Source organism: Necropsobacter massiliensis (genome assembly GCF_000827595.2).
Classification (GTDB): Bacteria; Pseudomonadota; Gammaproteobacteria; order Enterobacterales; family Pasteurellaceae; genus Necropsobacter; species Necropsobacter massiliensis.
The window spans coordinates 109,276-130,138 of the sequence record NZ_LN776189.1; the positions used below are offsets into that span (position 1 = coordinate 109,276).

Sequence of the window (20,863 nt, forward strand, 5' to 3'; positions counted from 1 at the left end):
CTTATGCGATCATATTTATGCCGTTTGCGCAGCGGGGGATAACAGTTGCAGTTTGCGTAAAATGAAATTTAATGCCACGCCGTAAGCCGGAACGAATAAAACAATACCGATCAATAACTTGAACAGATAATCGACCAGACCGAGTTCGGTCCAATGCTGCGCCATAAACGGGTCGCTGCTAGCATAAAAGGCGACGGCAAAAAACAAAAAGGTATCCGCCATGGAGCCGAAAATCATCGAGCTGCTTGGCGCTATCCACCACGTTTTTAACTGGCGCAGGCGGTTGAAAACCAGCACGTCCAGCAGCTGACCGCAAACATATGCAGCAAAGCTGGCAAAGGCAATGCGGAAGACAAAAACGTTGAACGTATATAGCGCTTCAACGCCCTGATATTGCGAATCGGAAAACAGGGTTGAAATCAGATAGCTTATCAATAGCGCCGGCAACATGACGATAAAAATAATCTGCCGTGCGTCTTTCGCTCCGAAAATCCGCACCGTCAGATCGGTGGCAAGAAAAATAAACGGAAAGGTCAGCGTGCCCCAGGTACTGTGAAAGGAAAAGTCTTCGGCGGCACCGAGCGCACGGAATGGAAGATGTATTTCAAAGGGAATTTGCACCAGATAATTACTGGCGGCGATAATAAAAATATGGAAGAAACTCAGCACGGCTAAAGCGCGGCGTTTCTGTCGATCATTAAGGATCGCAAGGGTATTTTTCATGGATTGTTACCTTTTTATTACATGTGTTGGGGTGAGGGAACCCAGAATGACGATATGCTTTCTTGCTGAAGCAAGGCGGAAAATGATACTGAATTGAAAAAATAATGCAAGTTCGTCGCGGCTATTTCAGCCGACTAAACGGATTTCGCCGTTTTCTAGCTGAAAAGTGCGGTGCTTTTGTGGCTGCATTTGCGTAAGTTGTTGCTGGGTAATGGCGCTGACGAAAACCTGTGAACCGTTGTAGCGCAACCGTTCGGCGAGCAATTCCCGCTTGGTTTGATCCAGCTCAGAGGCAAAATCGTCGATTAAAAAGATACAGTGACGCGCTTTCTCGGTGGTTAAATGTTCGCCTTGTGCTAGCCGCAGCGCGCACATCAGTAATTTCAACTGACCGCGCGAGAGAATATCTTCCGCCGGCAGTCCATTGGCTCTAAAACGGAAATCGGCTTTCTGCGGACCGGATACGGTATAGCCGAGCGCTTGATCGCGCGCGAAGTTACGCGCCAGCAGCTCGCCGTAGTCGGTGTCTTTTTCCCAACCTTGATGAAAGCTGACGACAATCTCCAATTCGGGCAAAAATAAACGGCAGGTGCGTTCGATTTCCGGACGAAGCGCCTCGGCGTAAGCGGCACGCCAGTGGCTGACCTGATGCGCCAGTGCGGTCAGTTCGGTATCCCAGATTTTCAACTGTTGATAATTGCTGACTTGCTGTAAGGCGGCATTACGCTGTTTTAATAAGCGGTTTAACTTGCTCCATGCAGCATGGAAAGCAGGGTGATGATGAAACAGTCCCCAATCTAAAAACGCGCGTCGGTAAGCCGGGCCGCCGTTTAACAACGATAATCCTTCCGGAGTAATAATCTGCATCGGCAGCAGATGCGCAAGATCGGAAATTTTAGTTGCGTCCTCACCATTGATTTTTATCAGTGTGTTGCCTTGGCGCAGTTTCTGCAATCCCACCGACCACTGATGCTGGCGCTCCTGAATTCGTCCATGCAGAGTAAAGTGCGGTTGGTGGTAAGCAATAATGCGATTTGCCACCGCACTTTTAAAGGAGCGTCCGTGCGCCAGATAGAAAATCGCTTCCAACAGACTGGTTTTTCCGCTGCCGTTATTGCCCGCCAAAAAGTTAAAGCCGTGATCAAACTCAAGATCAACGGCAGTTAAATTACGGAAATTTTCGATGATAAGACGGGAGATTGCCATAAATCGGATTATAAGCGCATCGGCATGATGACATATTCCGCGCTGGCATCGTCTACATCTTCAATCAGACAGCTGGATGAGGCGTCGGTCAGGCGCATGCGTACCTGGCTGCATTTCAGCGCATTCAATACATCTAAAATATAGCTGACGTTAAAGCCCACTTCCATTTCTTCACCGCTGTAAGATACATCAATGATTTCTTCTGCGATTTCATGTTCGGGGTTGGTGGCGGTAATCGTCAGCTGATTTTCGCTTAACTGCAAACGTACCGTGCGCACTTTATCGTTAGATAAAATGGCGGCGCGGGCAAATGCCTGCTTTAAGTTTTCCCAGTTGCCGACCATAATCCGTTGCGCATTACGCGGTAATACGCGGCGGTAATCAGGGAAACGGCCGTCAATCAGTTTCGAGGTGAAAATCACATTGCCTAAATCAATACGCAGATTATTAGTGCCGATCTGCAAATGTGCCGGTTGTTCCGCCGCATCCAACAGGCGAGCCAGCTCCAGTACGCCCTTACGCGGTACGATAACTGAATGAGCCTGTAATTCCTGTTCCAGCGCAATGGTACAGACCGCCAGACGGTGTCCGTCGGTTGCCACCGTGCGCAGCAGATTGCCTTCGGTTTCGAATTTCATGCCGTTGAGAAAATAACGGGCGTCCTGATTTGCCATGGAAAACTGTGTGGCTTCAATTAAACGGCGTAACGTGCCTTGATCGAGGCTGAATTCCACTTCCGACTGCCAATCGGCGAGGTTCGGATATTCGTCCGCTGGCAACGTGGCAAGATTGAATTTGCTGCGCCCACAGCGCACCAGCGCGCGTTCTTCCTCGAAACTGACCACAATATCTGAGCCGTCGGGAAAGCTGCGGCAAATATCCAAAAATTTTTTGGCTGGTATGGTCACACGTCCGTCTTGATTGACCTCGGCAAGCTGCGTCTGGGTGGACAGTTCCACTTCCAAATCTGTGCCGGTAATGGTTAAGCGGTTGCCGTCGATCTGCAATAATACGTTGCTTAACACGGGAATATTGGGACGGCTGCTAAGTACGCCGCAAACTTGCTGTAATGGTTTTAACAGATTCTCTCTTGAAACGGTAAATTGCATGGTTCAGCCCCTTATGCCGATAATGTGCGGATTAAATTAGACCAGTCTTCCTGAATGTTGCTGTCTTGTTCGCGCAGTGCCGCGATGGTGCGACAGGCATGTAGCACCGTGGTGTGATCGCGGTCGCCAAATCCTTTTCCGATTTCCGGCAGGCTGCGGTTGGTCAGCTCTTTTGACAGCGCCATTGCCAGCTGGCGTGGACGCGCTACCGAACGGGAGCGGTTTTTGGATTTGAGATCCGCCACTTTAATTCGGTAGTATTCCGCCACCACTTTCTGAATATTTTCCACCGTAACCAGTTTGTCCTGCAACGCCAACATATCTTTCAGCGTTTCGCGCACAAAATCAATAGTAATCGCTTTGCCGGTGAACTCCGCATTGGCATGTACGCGATTAAGCGCGCCTTCCAACTCACGCACGTTGGTGCGCAGCTTCTGACCGATAAACAGCGCCACTTCTTCCGGCAGGTACATATGCTTTTCTTCCGCCTTTTTCAGCAGAATCGCGACTCGGGTTTCCAGCTCGGGCGGTTCGATTGCGATGCTTAAGCCCCAGCCGAAACGGGATTTAAGACGGTCTTCAATCTTTTCAATTTCTTTCGGATAACGATCGGAGGTTAAAATAATCTGCCGGCTGCTTTCAAATAATGAGTTGAAAATATGGAAAAATTCTTCCTGCGTGCCGTCTTTGCCGGCGAAAAACTGAATATCATCGATCAGCAGCGCATCTAAAGTGCGGTAGAATTTTTTAAAGTTTTCCATCCGATCCGCTTTTAATGCTTTCACATATTCCTGCATAAAGCGTTCGGCGTGGATGTAAATGACTCGCGCATTCGGATTACCCGCCACGATGCCATTACCGACCGCGTGCAACAAGTGGGTTTTGCCCAGCCCGGTGCCGCCGTATAGAAACAGTGGGTTGGCGCTTTGCTCACCGGGATTGTTCGCCACTTTCTGCGCCACCGCGCGCGCTAGTTGGTTCGATTTACCTTCGACGAAGTTGTCGAACACGTGTTTGCCGTTCAAATTGGAACGATATGACGCCGGCGCATCGTTTTCTGCCACTGGCGCTTCAGGTGTCGGCACGGGCTTGGCGGTCGGTTTGGCAACGGGCTTGGTGCCTTCTTGCACTTTAACGATAAACGTGCCGTTTTGCGCAAACTGTTGCGCCAGTTTGGTGATCTGTTCAAGATAATGCGTTTCCACCCAGTTTTTTACAAAAACATTCGAGGCATAAAGGACCATCGTATTTTCAGCGACGATATCCGCTTGCAGCGGACGCAGCCAAGTGCTGAAATCCGTTGCCGAAATTTGCTCCTGTAATTGTAAAAGGCAATCTTGCCAAAGTGACGATAGATTAGGTTTCATTGTTATATTATCTTTATAAATCAAAAAATTAGAATGGTCCGCGAAAAAAGTGCGGTGCGAATTCGCCTAATTTTACAATAAACGCCGGCAAAGATCTTCAGGAAAGGCGCAAAAAAATCGAAAAACCTCGCTTGAGATTTTTTGCAAAAAACGTATAATTCCCCGCGCTTTTATGCTTGATAACGGAGAAAATGAAGATTTATTCTTCGCTTTCGCCTATTCTGATTTGACGAACGCCGAATTTCAGATTACAATTCCGTTCCTTATTTTAGTAACCCTTGTTTCAAGTATCTCTGTTTTTGGCTATCTAAACGTCAAAGGCAATGATTAAACAATTTTGATTTAGGTAGATTATAGTTATGAAACGTACATTCCAACCTTCCGTATTAAAACGCAGCCGTACTCACGGTTTCCGTGCGCGTATGGCAACCAAGAACGGTCGTCAGGTTCTGGCCCGTCGCCGTGCTAAAGGTCGTAAGAGTTTATCCGCATAATCACTGATTTTATCGGTGTGATTACGCTAAACTTTCCGCGGGAGCTGCGTTTGCTGACTCCCGTTCAATTCAAATACGTTTTCCAACAACCGCTGCGTGCGAGTACTCCTGAAATTACTATTCTTGCCCGTCCTAATCATTTGTCTTTCTGTCGTCTGGGGCTGACGGTCGCGAAAAAGCATTTAAAACGCGCCCATGACCGTAATCGTATCAAGCGGATTTGCCGTGAAAGTTTCCGTTTGCGACAGCATCAGCTGCCAGCGTATGATTTTGTGATTGTGGCGAAACAAGGCATCGGTAAACTGGATAACCGCGCGTTGTTTTTGACTTTGGATAAATTATGGCAGCGTCACATTCGTTTGGCTCAAAAATCCTGATCGGAGTCGTCCGTTTTTATCAGATTGTCATCAGCCCGATGATCGGGCCGCGTTGCCGTTTTACGCCGACTTGTTCCTGTTACGCGGTGGAGGCATTAAAAACGCACGGCGCAGTAAAAGGTAGTTGGCTTAGCGTAAAACGTATATTAAAATGTCATCCTTTGAACGCCGGCGGATACGATCCCGTACCGCCGAAAATTAATAACAAAAAAGAGAACGAATAATGGATTCAAGACGTAGCCTTTTGGTGCTAGCACTACTCTTTATTTCTTTTCTTGTTTATCAGCAATGGCAGATTGATTATCATTCGCCGAAGCCCGTTGCGACTGAACAAGCCAAAACCGCCGATATGCCGGCGGCCTCCGCCTCATCGGTTTCCGCCATTGCCGGCGATTCGCAGGTTAAAGGTAAAATCATTACTTTGCAAAATGATGTGTTCCGCCTACAGGTGGATACGCTGGGCGGTGATGTGATCGGTTCCGAGTTGTTGAAATACGATGCGGAATTACACTCTGACACGCCTTTTGTATTGTTACGCAATACGCCAGAACATATTTATATCGCACAAAGCGGCTTAATCGGCAAAGACGGTATCGACAGCAAAGCGGGTCGTGCCGATTACCAAGTGGAAGGCGAGCAGTTCAGTCTGGCGGACGGTCAGGACGAATTACGCGTGCCGCTGACTTTTGAGAAAAACGGCGTAACATACCGTAAAGTTTTCGTATTAAAACGCGGTGAATATGATGTGGCGGTAAATTACGAAATCAATAACCAAAGCGGCAGTGCAATTGAGGTGGAGCCTTACGGTCAGCTGCGTCACACTTTAGTGGAAAGCTCCGGCAGCATGGCAATGCCGACATATACCGGCGGCGCTTATTCTTCTTCCGAAACCAATTATAAAAAATACAGTTTCGATGATATGCAAAAAGCCAATCTGGCGATAGATACCAAAGCCGGCTGGGTAGCGGTGTTGCAGCATTATTTCGTTTCTGCTTGGATCCCGAATCAGGATGCGGATAATCGGTTATACACTTTGACCGACAAAGCCAACAATATCGGTTCTATCGGTTATCGTGGACCGGTAGTTTCAGTACCTGCTGGCGGTAGCGAAACTATTACTAGCAAACTCTGGACCGGTCCTAAGTTACAAAATCAAATGGCGGAAGTGGCGAATCATCTGGATTTAACGGTTGATTACGGCTGGGCATGGTTTATCGCCAAACCGCTATTTAAGTTGCTGACGCTGATTCAAAGTCTGGTGCATAACTGGGGACTGGCAATTATCGGCGTGACGCTGGTGGTGAAAGCGATTTTATACCCGCTGACCAAAGCGCAATATACTTCAATGGCGAAAATGCGTATGCTACAGCCGAAACTACAGGAAATGCGCGAGCGTTTCGGCGAGGATCGCCAGCGGATGAGTCAGGAAATGATGAAATTGTATAAAGAAGAAAAAGTAAACCCGCTGGGCGGCTGTTTACCGATTCTGCTGCAAATGCCGATTTTCATCGCCTTGTACTGGACATTTATGGAAGCGGTGGAATTGCGTCATGCGCCGTTCTTCGGCTGGATTCAGGATTTATCCGCGCAGGATCCATATTATATTCTGCCGATCTTAATGGGCGCGTCCATGTTCTTGTTGCAGAAAATGTCACCGACTCCGGTTGCGGATCCGATGCAGCAGAAAGTCATGACATTTATGCCGCTGATTTTTATGGTGTTCTTCCTGTTCTTCCCAGCAGGTCTGGTATTATACTGGTTGGTATCTAACCTGATCACCATTGTTCAGCAGCAGCTGATTTACCGTGGGCTGGAGAAAAAAGGATTACATTCCCGCGCGAAATAACTAACCACAAACAGTGAAAAGGTTTCTACGGAGACCTTTTCTTTTATGACCGACTAAAAACCACCTGCTAGGTGGTTTTTTACGCGCATTGAATCCGGCGCTGATGGCTACGGCTTAAATGGCGCTCAGATAGTTCAACTCTGTTCTTATCAATATATTGGATTGGGAGCGGCTTGATAAATTCAGGTGGTTTTCCTGATAGTTATTTTTTCATTCAAAATAAAGTGAGGAAGAGGAGCGTTCAATGTGCTTATGTAATTTTACGCATAAAAAAACCGCACCCTAATCAGTTGATTGTCGTCTTCAACTTTTGGGGTGCGGATCAAAAATCAGCGCATTTTTTGTCAAGTGTCTATTGAGCTTGCGGTACCCGCAGTTCCGGTTCCGCCGGTTTTTCTACCTCGGCGAAGTGTTTGCCCTGATTGGCTCGAATAAGGGTTTCAGTTTGGTTTGCCAGCTGAGTCAGGTTCATTTTCTCATAGGCTTCTTTCATTAACGGTAGGGCATCGTGTGTGGCTTGGGTGTCCGGATATTGCTGGAGCATCCCCACTACACGGTTGGCGACGGCGACGTGCGCGTTACGTTTGGCATAGAATTTGGCAATCGCCAGTTCATGACGGGCAAGGCTGGCTTTAATATAGGCCATGCGCGCGATGGCGTCCGCCGTATAGGCGCTGTTCGGATAATGTTGAACTAATGCCTGAAAATTTGCGAATGCTGCTTTGATGGAGGTGCTTTCGCGGGTGGCGCGATCTACGCCGAAGAAATCCTGAAAGAAATTTTCGCCCGAGGCAAAGTTAATTAGCCCTGCCATATAAAGCACGTAATCAAGATATTGGCTGTTAGGATATTGCTGGATAAAACGATCCGCGGCAACCAACGCTTTGGTGTAATCCTGTGATTTATAATACGCATAGATCAGATTGAGCTGGGTTTGTTCGCCATAGCCCATGCCCGGATAACGGTTTTTAACGGCTTCCAGATAACGGATCGCCTGAGAATAATTACCGTCTTGTAAATAGGTCTGGCTTTTCGCGTAAAGTTCTTGTTCGGTTCCGTCTTCCACGTCTTTTTTCGAGCCGGAACAAGCGGCTACAGCCAGTACGGTTAATGCGACGAGAGTGAATGTTTTTATTTTACGCATTGATTAATCCTTATTTTTTACGAGCAATGATAAATGAGTTACAATAATCCGGTATTTTATAGAACATCGCTAAATAAGCAAACTATTAACGGATTTTTTTATTTATGGCACAAGTTACTTTGTCGGCCGAGGTACAGCCGCACCAAATGGGACAACGATTAGACCAGACTGTAGCGGAAATGTTCCCGGATTATTCGCGTTCGCGGCTAAAAACGTGGATAGAAAACAATCGCGTATCGGTAAACGGTGCGATTGTCAATGTGCCGCGCAGCAAAGTCTATGGCGGTGAATGTATTGAGGTGCAGGCGGAAACGGAAGAGGAAAACCGTTTCGAAGCGGAAAATCTTCCGCTCAACATTGTGTATGAAGACGAACATATTCTGGTGCTTAATAAGCCGAAGGAATTTGTGGTGCATCCCGGTGCCGGCAATCCCACCGGCACCGTATTAAATGCGCTGTTGTATCATTATCCGCAGATTGCCGAAGTGCCGCGCGCCGGTATTGTACACCGTTTGGATAAAGACACCACCGGTCTAATGGTGGTGGCAAAAACCGTTCCCGCGCAAACTAAACTGGTGCGGGAGCTGCAAAAACGCAAAATTACCCGTGAGTACGAAGCGGTGGCATACGGCGTCATGACCCAGGGGGGAACGGTCGATCAACCGATGGCGCGACACCCGGCCAAACGCACTCAAATGGCGGTGCATCCGCTCGGCAAACCTGCCGTTACCCATTATCGTATTATGGAACGTTTCCGCAACTACACCCGCTTACGCCTGCGCCTGGAAACCGGCAGAACGCACCAAATTCGCGTGCATATGGCGCATATTGCCCACCCGTTGCTGGGCGATCAGACTTACGGCGGTCGTCCGCGCCCGCCAAAGGATGCTGGTGAGGCATTACTGACAGTACTACGTGAATTCAAACGTCAGGCGTTGCACGCCATAATGCTGCGTTTAACTCACCCGATCAGTGGAGAACTGATGGAATGGCATGCGCCGCTGCCAGCGGATTTTGTGGCGTTAATTGACGCCCTCAAAGCGGATTATTTGGAACATAAGGCGGAGTTGGATTATTAATATGGATGCGCTTAAACCGAACTGGGCGGCGCCCGCCAATATTCAAGCTTTTGCTACGATGCGGCGGGGCGGAGTCAGCCGCGCGCCTTACCATAGCTTTAATCTGGGGGATCATGTCGGCGATGATAAAAGTGCGGTCGAAATTAACCGCACTTTACTGACCGAGCGTTTCGGGTTGCCGCAATCGCCGGTATTTCTCAATCAGGTGCATGGTACGCATGTGATTAGCTTGCCTTATGCGGGTGTAATGCCGCCCGCAGACGCCGCCTACAGCGCGCAGCCGAATCAGGTTTGTTTGGTGATGACCGCCGATTGCTTGCCGGTCTTGTTGTGTAACCAATCCGGCACTGAAGTCGCCGCCGCTCATGCCGGCTGGCGAGGATTATGCGACGGTGTGCTGGAAAAAACCGTCGAGCGATTTCAATGTCCGCGGGATGAAATTTTCGCTTGGTTAGGACCGGCTATCGGACCGGACTGTTTTCAGGTGGGCGATGAGGTGGTGGCGCAGTTTATTGCGCGTGACGCTGATGCTGCCGCGGCATTTGTGGCGGATCCTCGCGCGGCGGGGAAATATCTGTGCGATTTATATCGCCTTGCCGCCCAGCGCTTAAACCGTGCCGGCGTCACGCGCATCAGCGGCGGCGAGCATTGTACTTATCGGCAGTCAAAAGATTTCTTTTCTTTCCGCCGGGATAAGCAAACGGGGCGGATGGCATCGTTGATTTGGTTTACGGAACAATAACATTGCTGCAAAGTGCGGTTATTTTTTTCGTAGTTTATGCCACACCTTATCTTCCTGCCCGCGCCATAAGCGCTGAATATTATCGTGATGGCGATAAATCAACAGACAGCAGACCAATGCCACGGGAAAAGTGAATTCCGGTTTAAACCACCACACATAAAAAGGCACCAGCAATGCGGTAACCACTGCGCTGAGGGAAGAATAACCGCTGATTAAAAATATCAGCAGCCAAGTACCGAGCATGGAACCCGCGACGGACCACGCAATCGGTGCAATGGCGCCGAATGCGGTTGCCACCCCTTTGCCGCCTTTGAATTTGAAAAATACTGGAAAAATATGCCCTAAACAGGCGCCCAGCGCGACCATGCCCAGTTCAAAATGGCTAAGCCCCAAATAATAGCCCAGCCACACCGGCAGCATACCTTTCAACATATCAAAGATCAGCACGCTGAGCGCAATCCAGCGCCCCCCGATACGCAACACATTGGTTGCGCCGGGATTGTGCGACCCGGCGTCGCGCGGATCCGGCAATCCGAATAAACGACAGAGTAAGATTGCACTGGAAATTGAGCCTAATAAATAGGCGAACAACATATAACAGAGGGCGAAAACGCTCATCGGCAATCTCCAATGTAGATAAATGAAAAAATTTTGTTCGTCTATTGTACATAAAGTTGATAGCATAAGCCTAATAGAATTTCACTGAACCGAGGGACAAATTGATCGATCGCATTTTTATTGAAGGATTAAGTGTTTATGCACAAATCGGGGTGTATGACTGGGAACAGCAAATCAAACAGCAGCTGGTCTTTGATATCGAAATGGCATGGGATTGCCGAGCGGCGGCGGAAACGGATAATGTGGCACTGTGTCTGAATTATGCCGAAGTGAGTGAATTTGTGATTGAGTATGTACAATCCAAACCGTTTTTGCTTATTGAACGGGTGGCTTATGAAGTGGCGACACAGCTTCGACAGCGATTCGGGATTCCGTGGTTGCGGTTAACGTTGCATAAGCCAAAAGCGGTCGCACAGGCGCGCAGTGTCGGTATTATTATTGAGCAGGGCGCGTTGTAGCGTCGGATCAGCTGCGCGTTATCGCGCACAGCTCAGTTAAATCATGAATTTCTACCGACGGAAGCAGCCGGCATTCGGCAAACGCATTTATTCTGTCGCCCGACAGATTCAGCCATACCGACTGACAACCTGCCTGCATCGCGCCTTGTATATCGGTCAGCAGACTGTCGCCAACATGCAGAATTTGCTGCGGTGGCAGCGCAAAATACGCCGCGGTCTGACGAAATAAATCCGCGTGCGGTTTTGCTCGCCCTTGTAAGCCGCCGCGCAGGATCAAGGCAAATTGAGTCAGACCGATACGCGCGGGATCCACATTACCGTTGCTGATTGCTGCCAGTTTGTAGTGCCGCGACAGTTGCGTCAGCAGCGCCATATTTTGTGGCGGGATCGTAATTTTGTGTCGCCATTGCAGAAATTCCTGAATGGTTTGCTCGGAAATTCGCTTAATTTCCACCGCACTTTTGCCGTGCGCTGTCAGCAATGCGCGCATGGTTTCCAGCCGCCACGCAGTGACATCTTCACTTAGGCGTGGATGCCGGCGAGCAATTCGGGCTTTCCACTCAAACCAAAGGTCAGCACCGAGCTGCGTCAGCGCACTGCTGTCGCGCAGGGTGTCGATACAGCGCTGTTCAGCCAGACGAATGACAGTCGAATTGTCATACAAGGTATCGTCCAGATCAAAGGTTATCACCTTAAACGGTTGTAAAGTGCGGTAGAATTTCATGCCGTTTCCTATTTTTTTCGTTTGGCGCGCGGGTGCGCCGCATCATAAACCTGTGCCAAATGTTGAAAATCTAAATGAGTGTAAATTTGAGTGGTGGACAGATTGCTGTGCCCCAGTAATTCTTGTACTGCGCGCAGATCCGAGCTGTTTTCCAGCATGTGCGTGGCAAAAGAATGACGCAGCTTGTGCGGATTTAAATGACTGTTCAGCCCTTGTCGCAGCCCCCAGATTTCCAGACGTTTCTGAATGGCGCGCTGTGACATCCGATTGCCCAGCGCGCTGACGAATAGGGCGTCATCTTTCGGGTTAAATAACGACCGCACTTTCAGCCATTGCTGCACGGCGTGCAGGGCATAACGTCCGAAGGGTAAAATCCGTTCTTTGTTGCCTTTTCCGATAACCCGCAGTTCGCGTACCCGGGTGTTGAGACTGTTCAGATTCAGCCCTTGTAATTCCGACAGACGCAGACCGGAGCTATACATCAATTCAATTATCGCTTTATCGCGCAGATCAATCGGTTCTTTGCTGTCGTTGGCAAGTAACTGTTGCACCTGTTCCGCATCAATATTTTTCGGTAGGTGTTTTGCCTGTTTCGGGGCGGAAATGCCGACCGCGGGATTTACTTGCAATTCGCCCTGAACCACCAGATAGTTCAGAAAGCGCCGCAGCGCCGATAAACGCAGGGCGAGGCTTTTTTCATGCAGCCCGTCTTTGCGGCTTTGCGCCAGAATAAAACGCACGACACTTGGCGTTACCTGCCGCCACGCATGAATGTCGTTGTGCTGTAATATCTCGACGATGCGTGTCAGTTGGCGCTGATAATTATTCAGCGTGTGCGGACTGACTTGGCGTTCAATGCGCAGATAATTCCAGTATTGTTGCAGCGACGCCTGCATTATAGATTCTCCGCATAATTCGACAGCCAACGCTGTAGATGTAATGTGACGATATCCACCAGATGTTTGAGAAAGGTTGTATCCTGCCCATTGTGAAAATGCTGTTGATCATGCGCGCTGAACAGTAACAGTGCGGTCGGTTTTAGTCCAGTTTTGACGTCCAACAGGCAGCATGCCACCGAACCGATAGGAAATTCTTCCGGCAGAAATAACAGGCTTTTTTCTCTGCCGCTCAGTGGTCCGAGATAAAAATGGCGCAGACCGAAACGTTCCAAACGGATTAGCTCAAAGGCTTTGCGATCCAGCCAGTATTGCTCACCGATATCGGCGTGTTTGTGCCAGCTGTCGGTAAACAGCAAAATTTTCGCTTGTTGCAGCTCCCATTTCTGCGCCCAGCGATTGAGGGAGGTAATGCCGTCGTTCAGTTGATGACAGGCAGACAGCTGTTGTTGTAGCGGCATTAAGGCTAAAAAAATATCCTGTTGTTGATTTGCCAGTTTGCCGAAAAATGCCAGTTCGGTTTCCAGCGCTTTTATCTGTTCGCGTTGGCGGGCGAGTTGCGCTTCGATTAATGAAATCGTACCTTGTTGTCGGTGGTTTACCCGCATGCTGTCAAGCAGATCCAAATGAGCGGCAAAAAAGTCGGGGTGCTGTTCAAGATACTCGGCAACTTGTTGTTCTGTCAGTGAATGATTCATAATGCTCACCTTATTAGCTAGCGGTTTCTGCGCCGGCGGTTGTGATGTGATGGTGCGACAAATGCGGGCAAAACAAAAACGAATAACGCACAAATTCATTGTGCGATTTTTCTTGCTTTGTCGCCGGTGCTGAAAGTGCGGTGGATTTTCGGCACGTTTTTACAGTTTTATCACACCGTCATACACATGAGTGGCATCGCCGGTCATATACAGCGGATGCCCTTCACCGCGCCATTCGATAAGCAGACTGCCGCCCGGCAAATCCACTTGCACGTGCTGATCCAGCAGCCCTTGCATGATACCTACCGCCGCCGCCGCACAGGCGCCACTGCCACAGGCTTGGGTTTCCCCGGCACCGCGTTCATGTACCCGCAGCTTGATATGATTGCGATTGATGATCTGCATAAAACCGGCGTTCACCCGTTCCGGAAAACGTTCGTGATTTTCCAGCAGCGGTCCGAGCTGAGCGACGTTAGCGGTCGTAATATCCTCAACCTGCACCACGCAATGCGGATTGCCCATCGAAACCGCGCCGCACAGCACAGTTTGCACCGACGTGCGCAGAATATAATTTTTCTCGAATTTATTGGCGTTGAACGGAATTTTAGCCGGTTCCCACACTGGTTCGCCCATATTGACCCGGATCATGCCGTCTTCTTTCAGACTCAGCAGCATTTTGCCCTTCGCCGTGCTGACTGCAATGTCTTTTTTATTGGTTAGCCCTTTTAAGCTGACAAAACGGGCGAAACAGCGCGCGCCGTTGCCGCATTGCGCCACCTCACTGCCGTCAGCGTTAAAAATGCGGTAATGGAAATCCAGTTCAGGATCATAAGGCGGCTCGACAATTAAGAGTTGGTCAAAACCGATACCGCGGTGGCGGTCCGCCAGTTTTTTGATAGTTTCAGTCGGGAAGTAAACGTTTTGGGTTACCGCATCCACCACCACAAAATCATTTCCTAGCCCGTGCATTTTGGAAAACTGCATGTTTCCGTCCTTAAAAATTCGTCGATACTGTCACGCATTATAATCAGCAAGTCATAGTGAGTAAATAATCATTGCTTTTCTGTTAAGTGATCCCTATCAAATTTTTAGCTTTAATAGATTTTATTTAAAAATATTTTACATTTTCTCTTGAATTCCGCCGATTAGGTATTACTTAGATGGCATGGATGACACATCTGTATCGACAGCATGGCATCAGACGGAGGATTTTATGAATATTGAAAAATTTACCACTAAATTTCAGCAGGCGCTGGCGGAAGCGCAGTCGCTGGCATTGGGCAAGGATAACCAGTTTATTGAACCGGTGCATTTAATGACGGCGCTGCTAAATCAGCAAGACGGTTCGGTTGCGCCGATTTTAACCGCCGCTGGCGTTAATGTCGGGTTGTTGCGCAATGAATTACACGCCGAGCTTAACCGCTTGCCGCAGGTTTCCGGCAACGGCGGCGATGTGCAGATTTCGCGCGCCTTGCTGAATTTGCTGAATCTGTGCGATAAACTTGCGCAGCAAAAACAGGATAAATTTATTTCTTCCGAGTTGTTTTTATTGGCGGCATTGGAAGATAAAGGCAGTTTAAGCGATATTTTACGTAAGTGCGGTGTAAAAAAAGAACGTTTGCAGCAGGCGATTGAGCAAATACGCGGAGGACAACAGGTGAACGATCAGAATGCAGAAGACAGCCGTCAGGCATTGGAAAAATATACCATTGATTTAACTGCAAGAGCGGAAAGCGGCAAGCTGGATCCGGTGATTGGGCGTGATGAAGAGATCCGCCGCACCATTCAAGTGCTGCAACGGCGTACTAAAAACAATCCGGTACTTATCGGTGAACCTGGCGTGGGGAAAACCGCTATTGTCGAAGGGCTGGCACAGCGTATTGTGAACGGCGAAGTGCCGGAAGGATTAAAGAACAAACGAGTGCTGTCGTTGGATATGGGCGCGCTAATTGCCGGGGCGAAATACCGCGGTGAATTTGAAGAACGTCTAAAAGCCGTATTAAACGAACTGGCGAAAGAAGAAGGGCGCATTATTTTATTTATTGATGAAATTCATACCATGGTCGGCGCCGGTAAAACCGACGGTGCCATGGATGCGGGCAATTTGCTGAAACCGTCTTTGGCACGTGGCGAATTGCATTGCGTGGGCGCAACGACGTTAGATGAATATCGTCAGTATATTGAAAAAGATGCCGCGCTGGAACGGCGTTTTCAGAAGGTGTTTGTGGATGAACCTAGCGTTGAAGACACCATTGCGATTTTGCGCGGATTGAAAGAACGCTATGAAATTCACCACCATGTACAGATTACCGACCCGGCAATTGTGGCGGCGGCAACGTTATCGCACCGTTATATCAGTGATCGTCAGTTGCCGGATAAAGCCATTGACTTAATTGATGAAGCGGCAAGTTCGATTCGAATGGAAATTGATTCCAAACCGCAGCCGCTGGATCGGCTGGATCGCCGGATTATTCAGTTAAAACTGGAACAGCAAGCGTTGCAAAAAGAAGATGACGATGCCAGCCACAAACGGTTGGAAATGCTGGAACAGGAATTGGCGGAAAAAGAACGCGAATATGCCGAATTGGAAGAGGTGTGGAAAAGTGAAAAAGCCGCGCTTTCCGGGGCGCAGCACATTAAAGCGGAACTGGAAAACGCCCGCACACAGATGGAGCAGGCGCGCCGTGCCGGTGATTTGAACAAAATGTCCGAATTACAATATGGTCGTATTCCTGAGTTGGAAAAACAACTGGCGCAGGCGGAAAGTTCAGAAGGCAAGGAAATGACCTTATTGCGCTATCGCGTTACCGATGAGGAAATTGCCGAAGTGCTTTCCCGCGCCACCGGTATTCCGGTTGCCCGTATGATGGAAGGCGAGAAAGAAAAATTGCTGCGTATGGAAGATGAACTGCACAAACGGGTTGTCGGTCAGGATGAAGCCGTAGTGGCGGTGGCAAATGCGATTCGCCGCAGCCGAGCAGGGTTGTCCGACCCAAATCGTCCGATCGGTTCGTTCCTGTTTTTAGGACCGACCGGGGTTGGGAAAACCGAACTGTGCAAAACGCTAGCGAATTTTATGTTTGACGACGAAAATGCCATGGTGCGTATTGATATGTCCGAATTCATGGAAAAACACAGTGTTTCCCGTTTAGTGGGGGCGCCTCCGGGCTATGTGGGCTATGAAGAAGGCGGCTATCTGACCGAAGCGGTACGTCGCCGTCCGTATTCCGTGATTTTGCTCGACGAAGTGGAAAAGGCGCATCATGATGTGTTTAACATTTTATTGCAAGTGCTGGATGATGGTCGTTTAACCGACGGTCAGGGGCGCACCGTGGATTTCCGCAATACCGTTGTGATTATGACCTCAAACCTGGGTTCCGATCTAATTCAGGAAAACCGCGACCTCGGTTATGACGGCATGAAAGAAATCGTGATGTCGGTGGTGAGCAAACACTTCCGTCCGGAATTTATCAATCGTATTGATGAAACCGTAGTGTTCCACCCGCTAGGCAAAGAAAATATCCGCGCCATTGCGACGATTCAGTTACAACGGCTGGTCAAACGCATGGAAACCCATGGCTACGCATTGCAATTTAGCGACGCGGCACTGGATTTCATTGCAGAAATCGGTTATGACCCGATTTACGGCGCAAGACCGCTGAAACGTATGATTCAGCAGGAAGTGGAAAATCCATTGGCACAGCAAATTCTATCGGGTAAATTACTGCCGGGTAAAACCGTGAATATTGATGTTGTTGAAGGGAAAGTGGTCGCAACTCAATAAAAATAGTTAAAAATCCGACCGCACTTTGATCTGCACCCCAAAGGTTGGGCTAAATGCCCAACTTATTAAGGTGCGGATTTAGCTGGCGTTTTGAAAATGTTGGCGAAAATGACCGCACTTTTATGTCTTAAAAATAACACTGTCGCAACAATCTCATTCTGTTTGCAATACCTTTATCTTGTAAAGCGTTGGTAAATCGGTTGGCGCTGGCTGTGGAAATGCCCGTTTTTTTCGATAAATGGCTGTTACGCAACACAGGAAAAGTAAACACAAAATCCAATACCGTCAGATAAACAAACTGTTTTGTTAATCATCTGTGAGCAATAAATTATTTTGTTTATCATATTTCTCATTTTTTGATTCACAATCAATCCGTGCATTGTTGATATATGGCTACGAAAGCCCCAATGTTTTTCCACGCTGTATTTCATGCTGTTGCGTTGAAATGCAATGGAATACGTTTGCCCATAAAAATCCGCATCTTAATCAGCCACTTGCGATGTTCGACTTTCAGATGCGGATTAAAGTGCGGTCGTTTTTTTATTGATTTGCGGTAAAATATTTAACCGGTTCTTGAGTTAAGATTTTGCTTTTATTTGCCGGAGAACAGGCGGTTAATCTGCGACGTGGCGAATATCCGCCAGATAAATGGCCGGTTTGCCCCCGGCGTCACTGCCGAATAGCACCGCACTATCATCCGGCGTAAAAGACGGATGCGGGTGAGTAATTTGGCGGTCGCCGTCCAACACTTTCCATGAAGAATTGTGTTTCGCCAGTTTCACGATACGCTGTTTTTCTATATTGAATAAATACAGGAACGGATCGTTTTCGATGTTGTAGCTGTCGCTGTCGTCTACATCCACTGGCGAATCGCAACCATCGCCGACCAACAGCTTGCCGTTGAAATTACTCATTAAGTGCGAGCAGGGCGGCATGGTAATTAAGCGGGTATTTTCCAATGTCATCGGATCCACACTGTAAATAACGCGTTCAGTTTGCCCTTTAAAGTAGGATACGTAAATCATCTTTGAACCGTCCGGCACCCAGAATTCGTGGGTACAGGATTCCCCTAGCTGCTGTACTTTAGCTTTTCTGACGTTGCTGCCGTCTGCGTTGATAAACCACATGCGCGCATCCACCAAATCGTGCGGACCTTCGTGGCAGAAGCCGATAATGCTGTCGTCAAACGGGCGATAAGTCGGATGACCCAGCCAGCCGTTTTCCTGATGCACCACCTCCAGCTCGCCGGTTAAAATATCCACTTTAATTAAGCGGCAAGTAGGCTTGGTGTGATAAAACGCTTTGAATTTATCCCAATCGGTCAGTGGCTGCCAGCAAGATTTTAGAATTTCGATACCGACTAATTTCGTGCAATCGGAATTAGCTACCCATGTGCCGTAACCTTTCCAGTTTTCATCCACGGTATAAATGACTTTTTCTTCCAACGTGTGCAAATTCACTTTGCGTAAACTGGATTCGTTTTTTACATAGAAAAAGGCTTGATCATCATTGGCGATAAAGCCGCCGAACGTATTATCGCCTTTTCCTTCGGTTAGCTGGGTTGCGATTTGCGTTTGCATATCTAACAAATAATAATTGCGATTGCCGTCGAAATCACCGGCAAACAGCAATTTGCCGCCGTCTTTGGTGAAGCATTTTTGATAGAAATAATTGCGGTGGCAAGTGATGTCTTGCGGGGTTAAACGGGTCACTTTGGTTTGGGTATCCGAATCGATAAACGATTCGAACCGTAACTGAATTTTCTTTCCTTTAGCCATAAATATATCCTCAATGTTGCTCATTATCCGGAAAAACAATAAATGAGCCTACGCCCATTTATTGTTGTAAGTGAAAGTTATTTTAGCTCCGCACTGCGTTTTAAGCCGTAACCGACGGCGAATATTGCCAAAGAACAACAGGCGAACAGCATTCTGCCCCACATTGGGTTCGGAATCAGTACCATTAATAATAAACCCGCTGCCATGATTAAAACCAATGTACTGAGTTTTTTGCGTTGAGCGCGGTCGATTTCATCCTGACCTTCAACGGCGATACATTCGGTATCCACGTCTTTAAAGAAAGCGATTCTGTTTGCTTTGTTATCGTCTTTTTCTTCTTTGTAGAACAGCATGGTTAAGCAGAAGAAGCCGGCGGTAAAGAACAAATGTGCGGCAATGGTGATAATGACTTTGAGTTCGGAAATTTCGCGTTTAGTTAAGTCTTCTACCCCAAACCAGCTCGCCACATATTCCGGCGTGAATAGGTTAACCACAGACCACGAAACGAACATACCGAATACAACAGTCGCCCACGGCGCCCATTTCGGAGTTTTGCGGATTATAATTCCTAAGAATAACGGCACCAGAATCGGGGATTGCAACAAAGTTGCCACTTGCATCATCAGATCAAACAAACTTAAATGTTTTAAAGAGTTGAAAAATTGTGCCATTAAGATAACCAAAATACCGTTCACAATGCACACAATCTGACCTGCGCGTAATAATTCTGTATCGTCGGCTTTGCCTTTCCGCACAATCGGTGCATAAAAGCTGCGCACGAATACGCCGGAGTTGCGGTTTAAGGCGGAGTCCATGGATGACATGGTGGCGGCGAATAAGCCCGCCATTAACAAACCGACGGTGCCAAGCGGCATAACGTTGCGTGCGAATACCAGATAAACTGCATCGGAGGCTTTTTTGCCCAATTCCGGATAAGCCTGTGCAGCGTCAGGATAAATGATTGCGGTTACCCAAGGCGGGATAAACCAGATGATCGTTCCGAACAACATTAACAGCAAGGCAAAGATTGCTGCTTTGCTGGCGTTTTTAGAATCTTTGGCGTTTAAGAAACGATAAGATTCCTGCATGTTATTGATACTTTGTAATTGTTTTACGATAAAAAACAGGAAGGTGCACACAAGAATCAACGGATAATTCATATTCGGTCCAGATACAAAACCGCCCGGGAATTTTTCGATAATTTCACTTGGCCCGCCGACAACCACTAAACCGACCACTGCGCAGGCAACGGAAATAACAGCAACTACCAGCATTTGTACGAAGTCCGATGCCACCACGCCCCATGCTCCGCTTAGCAAGGACACTAATAAGACAGAAATCCCAGTGACATAGATGGTGACAGTAATATCGGCGTCAAATACCGCGGAGGCAAAGACGGACAAACCGTTCAACCATACACCGGCATTGATCACGCTGAGCGGGATAATTACCCAAGTGAAGAATTGCTCATTAGTCGAACCGAAACGACGTCCGACGGCTTCGGTCGGTGTATCGACGCGCATTTGGCGGAATCGTTTGGCGAAATAGAAATAAGCGAATACATAAGCGACCATATTACCGACGAATACGGCAATCACCGACAAACCATCAGTAAAGGCTTTGCCGGCTGCACCGGTGAACGTCCAGGCGGAGAATTGAGTCATAAATGCGGTACCGCCGACCATCCACCACAACATTCTGCCGCCGCCACGAAAGTAATCGCTGGTGCTGTTGCTTGCCATTTTTTTAAACACTAAGCTGATTGCCACAATGATGCAGAAATAGCCGGTTATCACTAAATAATCCGTAATCATAGAATA

Annotated in this window: 20 protein-coding genes; 8 read left to right on the forward strand and 12 right to left on the reverse strand. The window is 48.2% G+C overall.

The features are described from left to right. Window positions 1-15: 15 nt before the first annotated feature. The 4 genes from BN3349_RS09205 to dnaA form a co-directional block, all read right to left on the reverse strand. A complete protein-coding gene (locus BN3349_RS09205; protein ID WP_040976996.1) occupies window positions 16-723 on the reverse strand; it encodes a 7-cyano-7-deazaguanine/7-aminomethyl-7-deazaguanine transporter in 708 nt (235 codons plus the stop codon). 126 nt (window positions 724-849) lie between these two features. Then, a complete protein-coding gene (gene recF / locus BN3349_RS09210) occupies window positions 850-1,929 on the reverse strand; it encodes a DNA replication/repair protein RecF (protein WP_040976997.1) in 1,080 nt (359 codons plus the stop codon). 8 nt (window positions 1,930-1,937) lie between these two features. Further along, complete coding sequence (dnaN, locus tag BN3349_RS09215; RefSeq protein WP_040976998.1) at window positions 1,938-3,038, reverse strand: DNA polymerase III subunit beta; 1,101 nt, start codon at window positions 3,036-3,038, stop codon at window positions 1,938-1,940. An 11-nt stretch (window positions 3,039-3,049) separates the two neighbouring features. After that, entirely contained in the window at window positions 3,050-4,405 is a 1,356-nt protein-coding gene (dnaA, locus tag BN3349_RS09220) for a chromosomal replication initiator protein DnaA (RefSeq protein ID WP_040976999.1), read from the reverse strand. A gap of 359 nt (window positions 4,406-4,764) precedes the next feature. Between dnaA and rpmH the strand changes: the two genes are divergently transcribed. The 4 genes from rpmH to yidC are packed head-to-tail and all read left to right on the forward strand — an operon-like array spanning window position 4,765 to window position 7,122. Next, entirely contained in the window at window positions 4,765-4,899 is a 135-nt protein-coding gene (gene rpmH / locus BN3349_RS09225) for a 50S ribosomal protein L34 (protein ID WP_005539760.1), read from the forward strand. A gap of 17 nt (window positions 4,900-4,916) precedes the next feature. Then, window positions 4,917-5,276, forward strand: a complete 360-nt coding sequence (rnpA, locus tag BN3349_RS09230; protein ID WP_040977000.1) for a ribonuclease P protein component — start codon at window positions 4,917-4,919, stop codon at window positions 5,274-5,276. Then, entirely contained in the window at window positions 5,240-5,500 is a 261-nt protein-coding gene (gene yidD / locus BN3349_RS09235) for a membrane protein insertion efficiency factor YidD (RefSeq protein ID WP_032109229.1), read from the forward strand. Before rnpA ends, yidD begins: the two co-directional genes overlap by 37 nt. Further along, window positions 5,500-7,122 carry a membrane protein insertase YidC gene (gene yidC, locus BN3349_RS09240; protein WP_040977001.1) on the forward strand — a complete coding sequence of 541 codons (1,623 nt, stop codon included), beginning with the start codon at window positions 5,500-5,502 and terminating at the stop codon, window positions 7,120-7,122. The genes yidD and yidC overlap by 1 nt, the downstream gene beginning before the upstream one ends. Before the next feature lie 352 nt (window positions 7,123-7,474). Here yidC and bamD read toward each other — a convergent pair whose 3' ends face one another. After that, window positions 7,475-8,266, reverse strand: a complete 792-nt coding sequence (bamD, locus tag BN3349_RS09245; RefSeq protein WP_040977002.1) for an outer membrane protein assembly factor BamD — start codon at window positions 8,264-8,266, stop codon at window positions 7,475-7,477. A gap of 104 nt (window positions 8,267-8,370) precedes the next feature. On the opposite strand from bamD, the gene rluD reads away from it, so the two are divergent. Together rluD and pgeF are read left to right on the forward strand one after the other, a co-directional pair. Further along, entirely contained in the window at window positions 8,371-9,345 is a 975-nt protein-coding gene (gene rluD / locus BN3349_RS09250; protein WP_040977003.1) for a 23S rRNA pseudouridine(1911/1915/1917) synthase RluD, read from the forward strand. A 1-nt stretch (window position 9,346) separates the two neighbouring features. Further along, the gene (pgeF, locus tag BN3349_RS09255) at window positions 9,347-10,087 is read left to right on the forward strand and encodes a peptidoglycan editing factor PgeF (RefSeq protein WP_040977004.1); all 741 of its coding nucleotides are present in this window, start codon (window positions 9,347-9,349) and stop codon (window positions 10,085-10,087) included. An 18-nt stretch (window positions 10,088-10,105) separates the two neighbouring features. Here pgeF and plsY read toward each other — a convergent pair whose 3' ends face one another. Beyond that, a complete protein-coding gene (gene plsY / locus BN3349_RS09260; RefSeq protein WP_040977005.1) occupies window positions 10,106-10,705 on the reverse strand; it encodes a glycerol-3-phosphate 1-O-acyltransferase PlsY in 600 nt (199 codons plus the stop codon). A 101-nt stretch (window positions 10,706-10,806) separates the two neighbouring features. Here plsY and folB point away from each other — a divergent pair, with 101 nt between their 5' ends. Further along, the gene (gene folB / locus BN3349_RS09265) at window positions 10,807-11,163 is read left to right on the forward strand and encodes a dihydroneopterin aldolase (RefSeq protein ID WP_040977006.1); all 357 of its coding nucleotides are present in this window, start codon (window positions 10,807-10,809) and stop codon (window positions 11,161-11,163) included. A 7-nt stretch (window positions 11,164-11,170) separates the two neighbouring features. Here folB and BN3349_RS09270 read toward each other — a convergent pair whose 3' ends face one another. From BN3349_RS09270 to dapF, 4 genes are all read right to left on the reverse strand, one after another. Continuing rightward, window positions 11,171-11,887, reverse strand: a complete 717-nt coding sequence (locus tag BN3349_RS09270) for an HAD-IA family hydrolase (protein ID WP_040977007.1) — start codon at window positions 11,885-11,887, stop codon at window positions 11,171-11,173. 8 nt (window positions 11,888-11,895) lie between these two features. Continuing rightward, window positions 11,896-12,783: a tyrosine recombinase XerC gene (gene xerC, locus BN3349_RS09275; protein ID WP_040977008.1), complete on the reverse strand. Its 888-nt coding sequence runs from the start codon at window positions 12,781-12,783 to the stop codon at window positions 11,896-11,898. Continuing rightward, a complete protein-coding gene (locus BN3349_RS09280) occupies window positions 12,783-13,484 on the reverse strand; it encodes a DUF484 family protein (protein WP_101430492.1) in 702 nt (233 codons plus the stop codon). The genes xerC and BN3349_RS09280 overlap by 1 nt, the downstream gene beginning before the upstream one ends. A gap of 156 nt (window positions 13,485-13,640) precedes the next feature. Continuing rightward, complete coding sequence (gene dapF / locus BN3349_RS09285) at window positions 13,641-14,465, reverse strand: diaminopimelate epimerase (protein WP_040977009.1); 825 nt, start codon at window positions 14,463-14,465, stop codon at window positions 13,641-13,643. A gap of 229 nt (window positions 14,466-14,694) precedes the next feature. Here dapF and clpB point away from each other — a divergent pair, with 229 nt between their 5' ends. Further along, complete coding sequence (gene clpB / locus BN3349_RS09290; RefSeq protein ID WP_040977010.1) at window positions 14,695-17,265, forward strand: ATP-dependent chaperone ClpB; 2,571 nt, start codon at window positions 14,695-14,697, stop codon at window positions 17,263-17,265. A 614-nt stretch (window positions 17,266-17,879) separates the two neighbouring features. Here clpB and BN3349_RS09295 read toward each other — a convergent pair. Beyond that, complete coding sequence (locus BN3349_RS09295) at window positions 17,880-19,043, reverse strand: oligogalacturonate lyase family protein (protein ID WP_040977011.1); 1,164 nt, start codon at window positions 19,041-19,043, stop codon at window positions 17,880-17,882. 77 nt (window positions 19,044-19,120) lie between these two features. Beyond that, on the reverse strand, window positions 19,121-20,857 hold the full coding sequence (locus tag BN3349_RS09300; RefSeq protein WP_040977012.1) for a sodium:solute symporter family protein: 1,737 nt from the start codon (window positions 20,855-20,857) through the stop codon (window positions 19,121-19,123). Window positions 20,858-20,863: the final 6 nt, after the last annotated feature.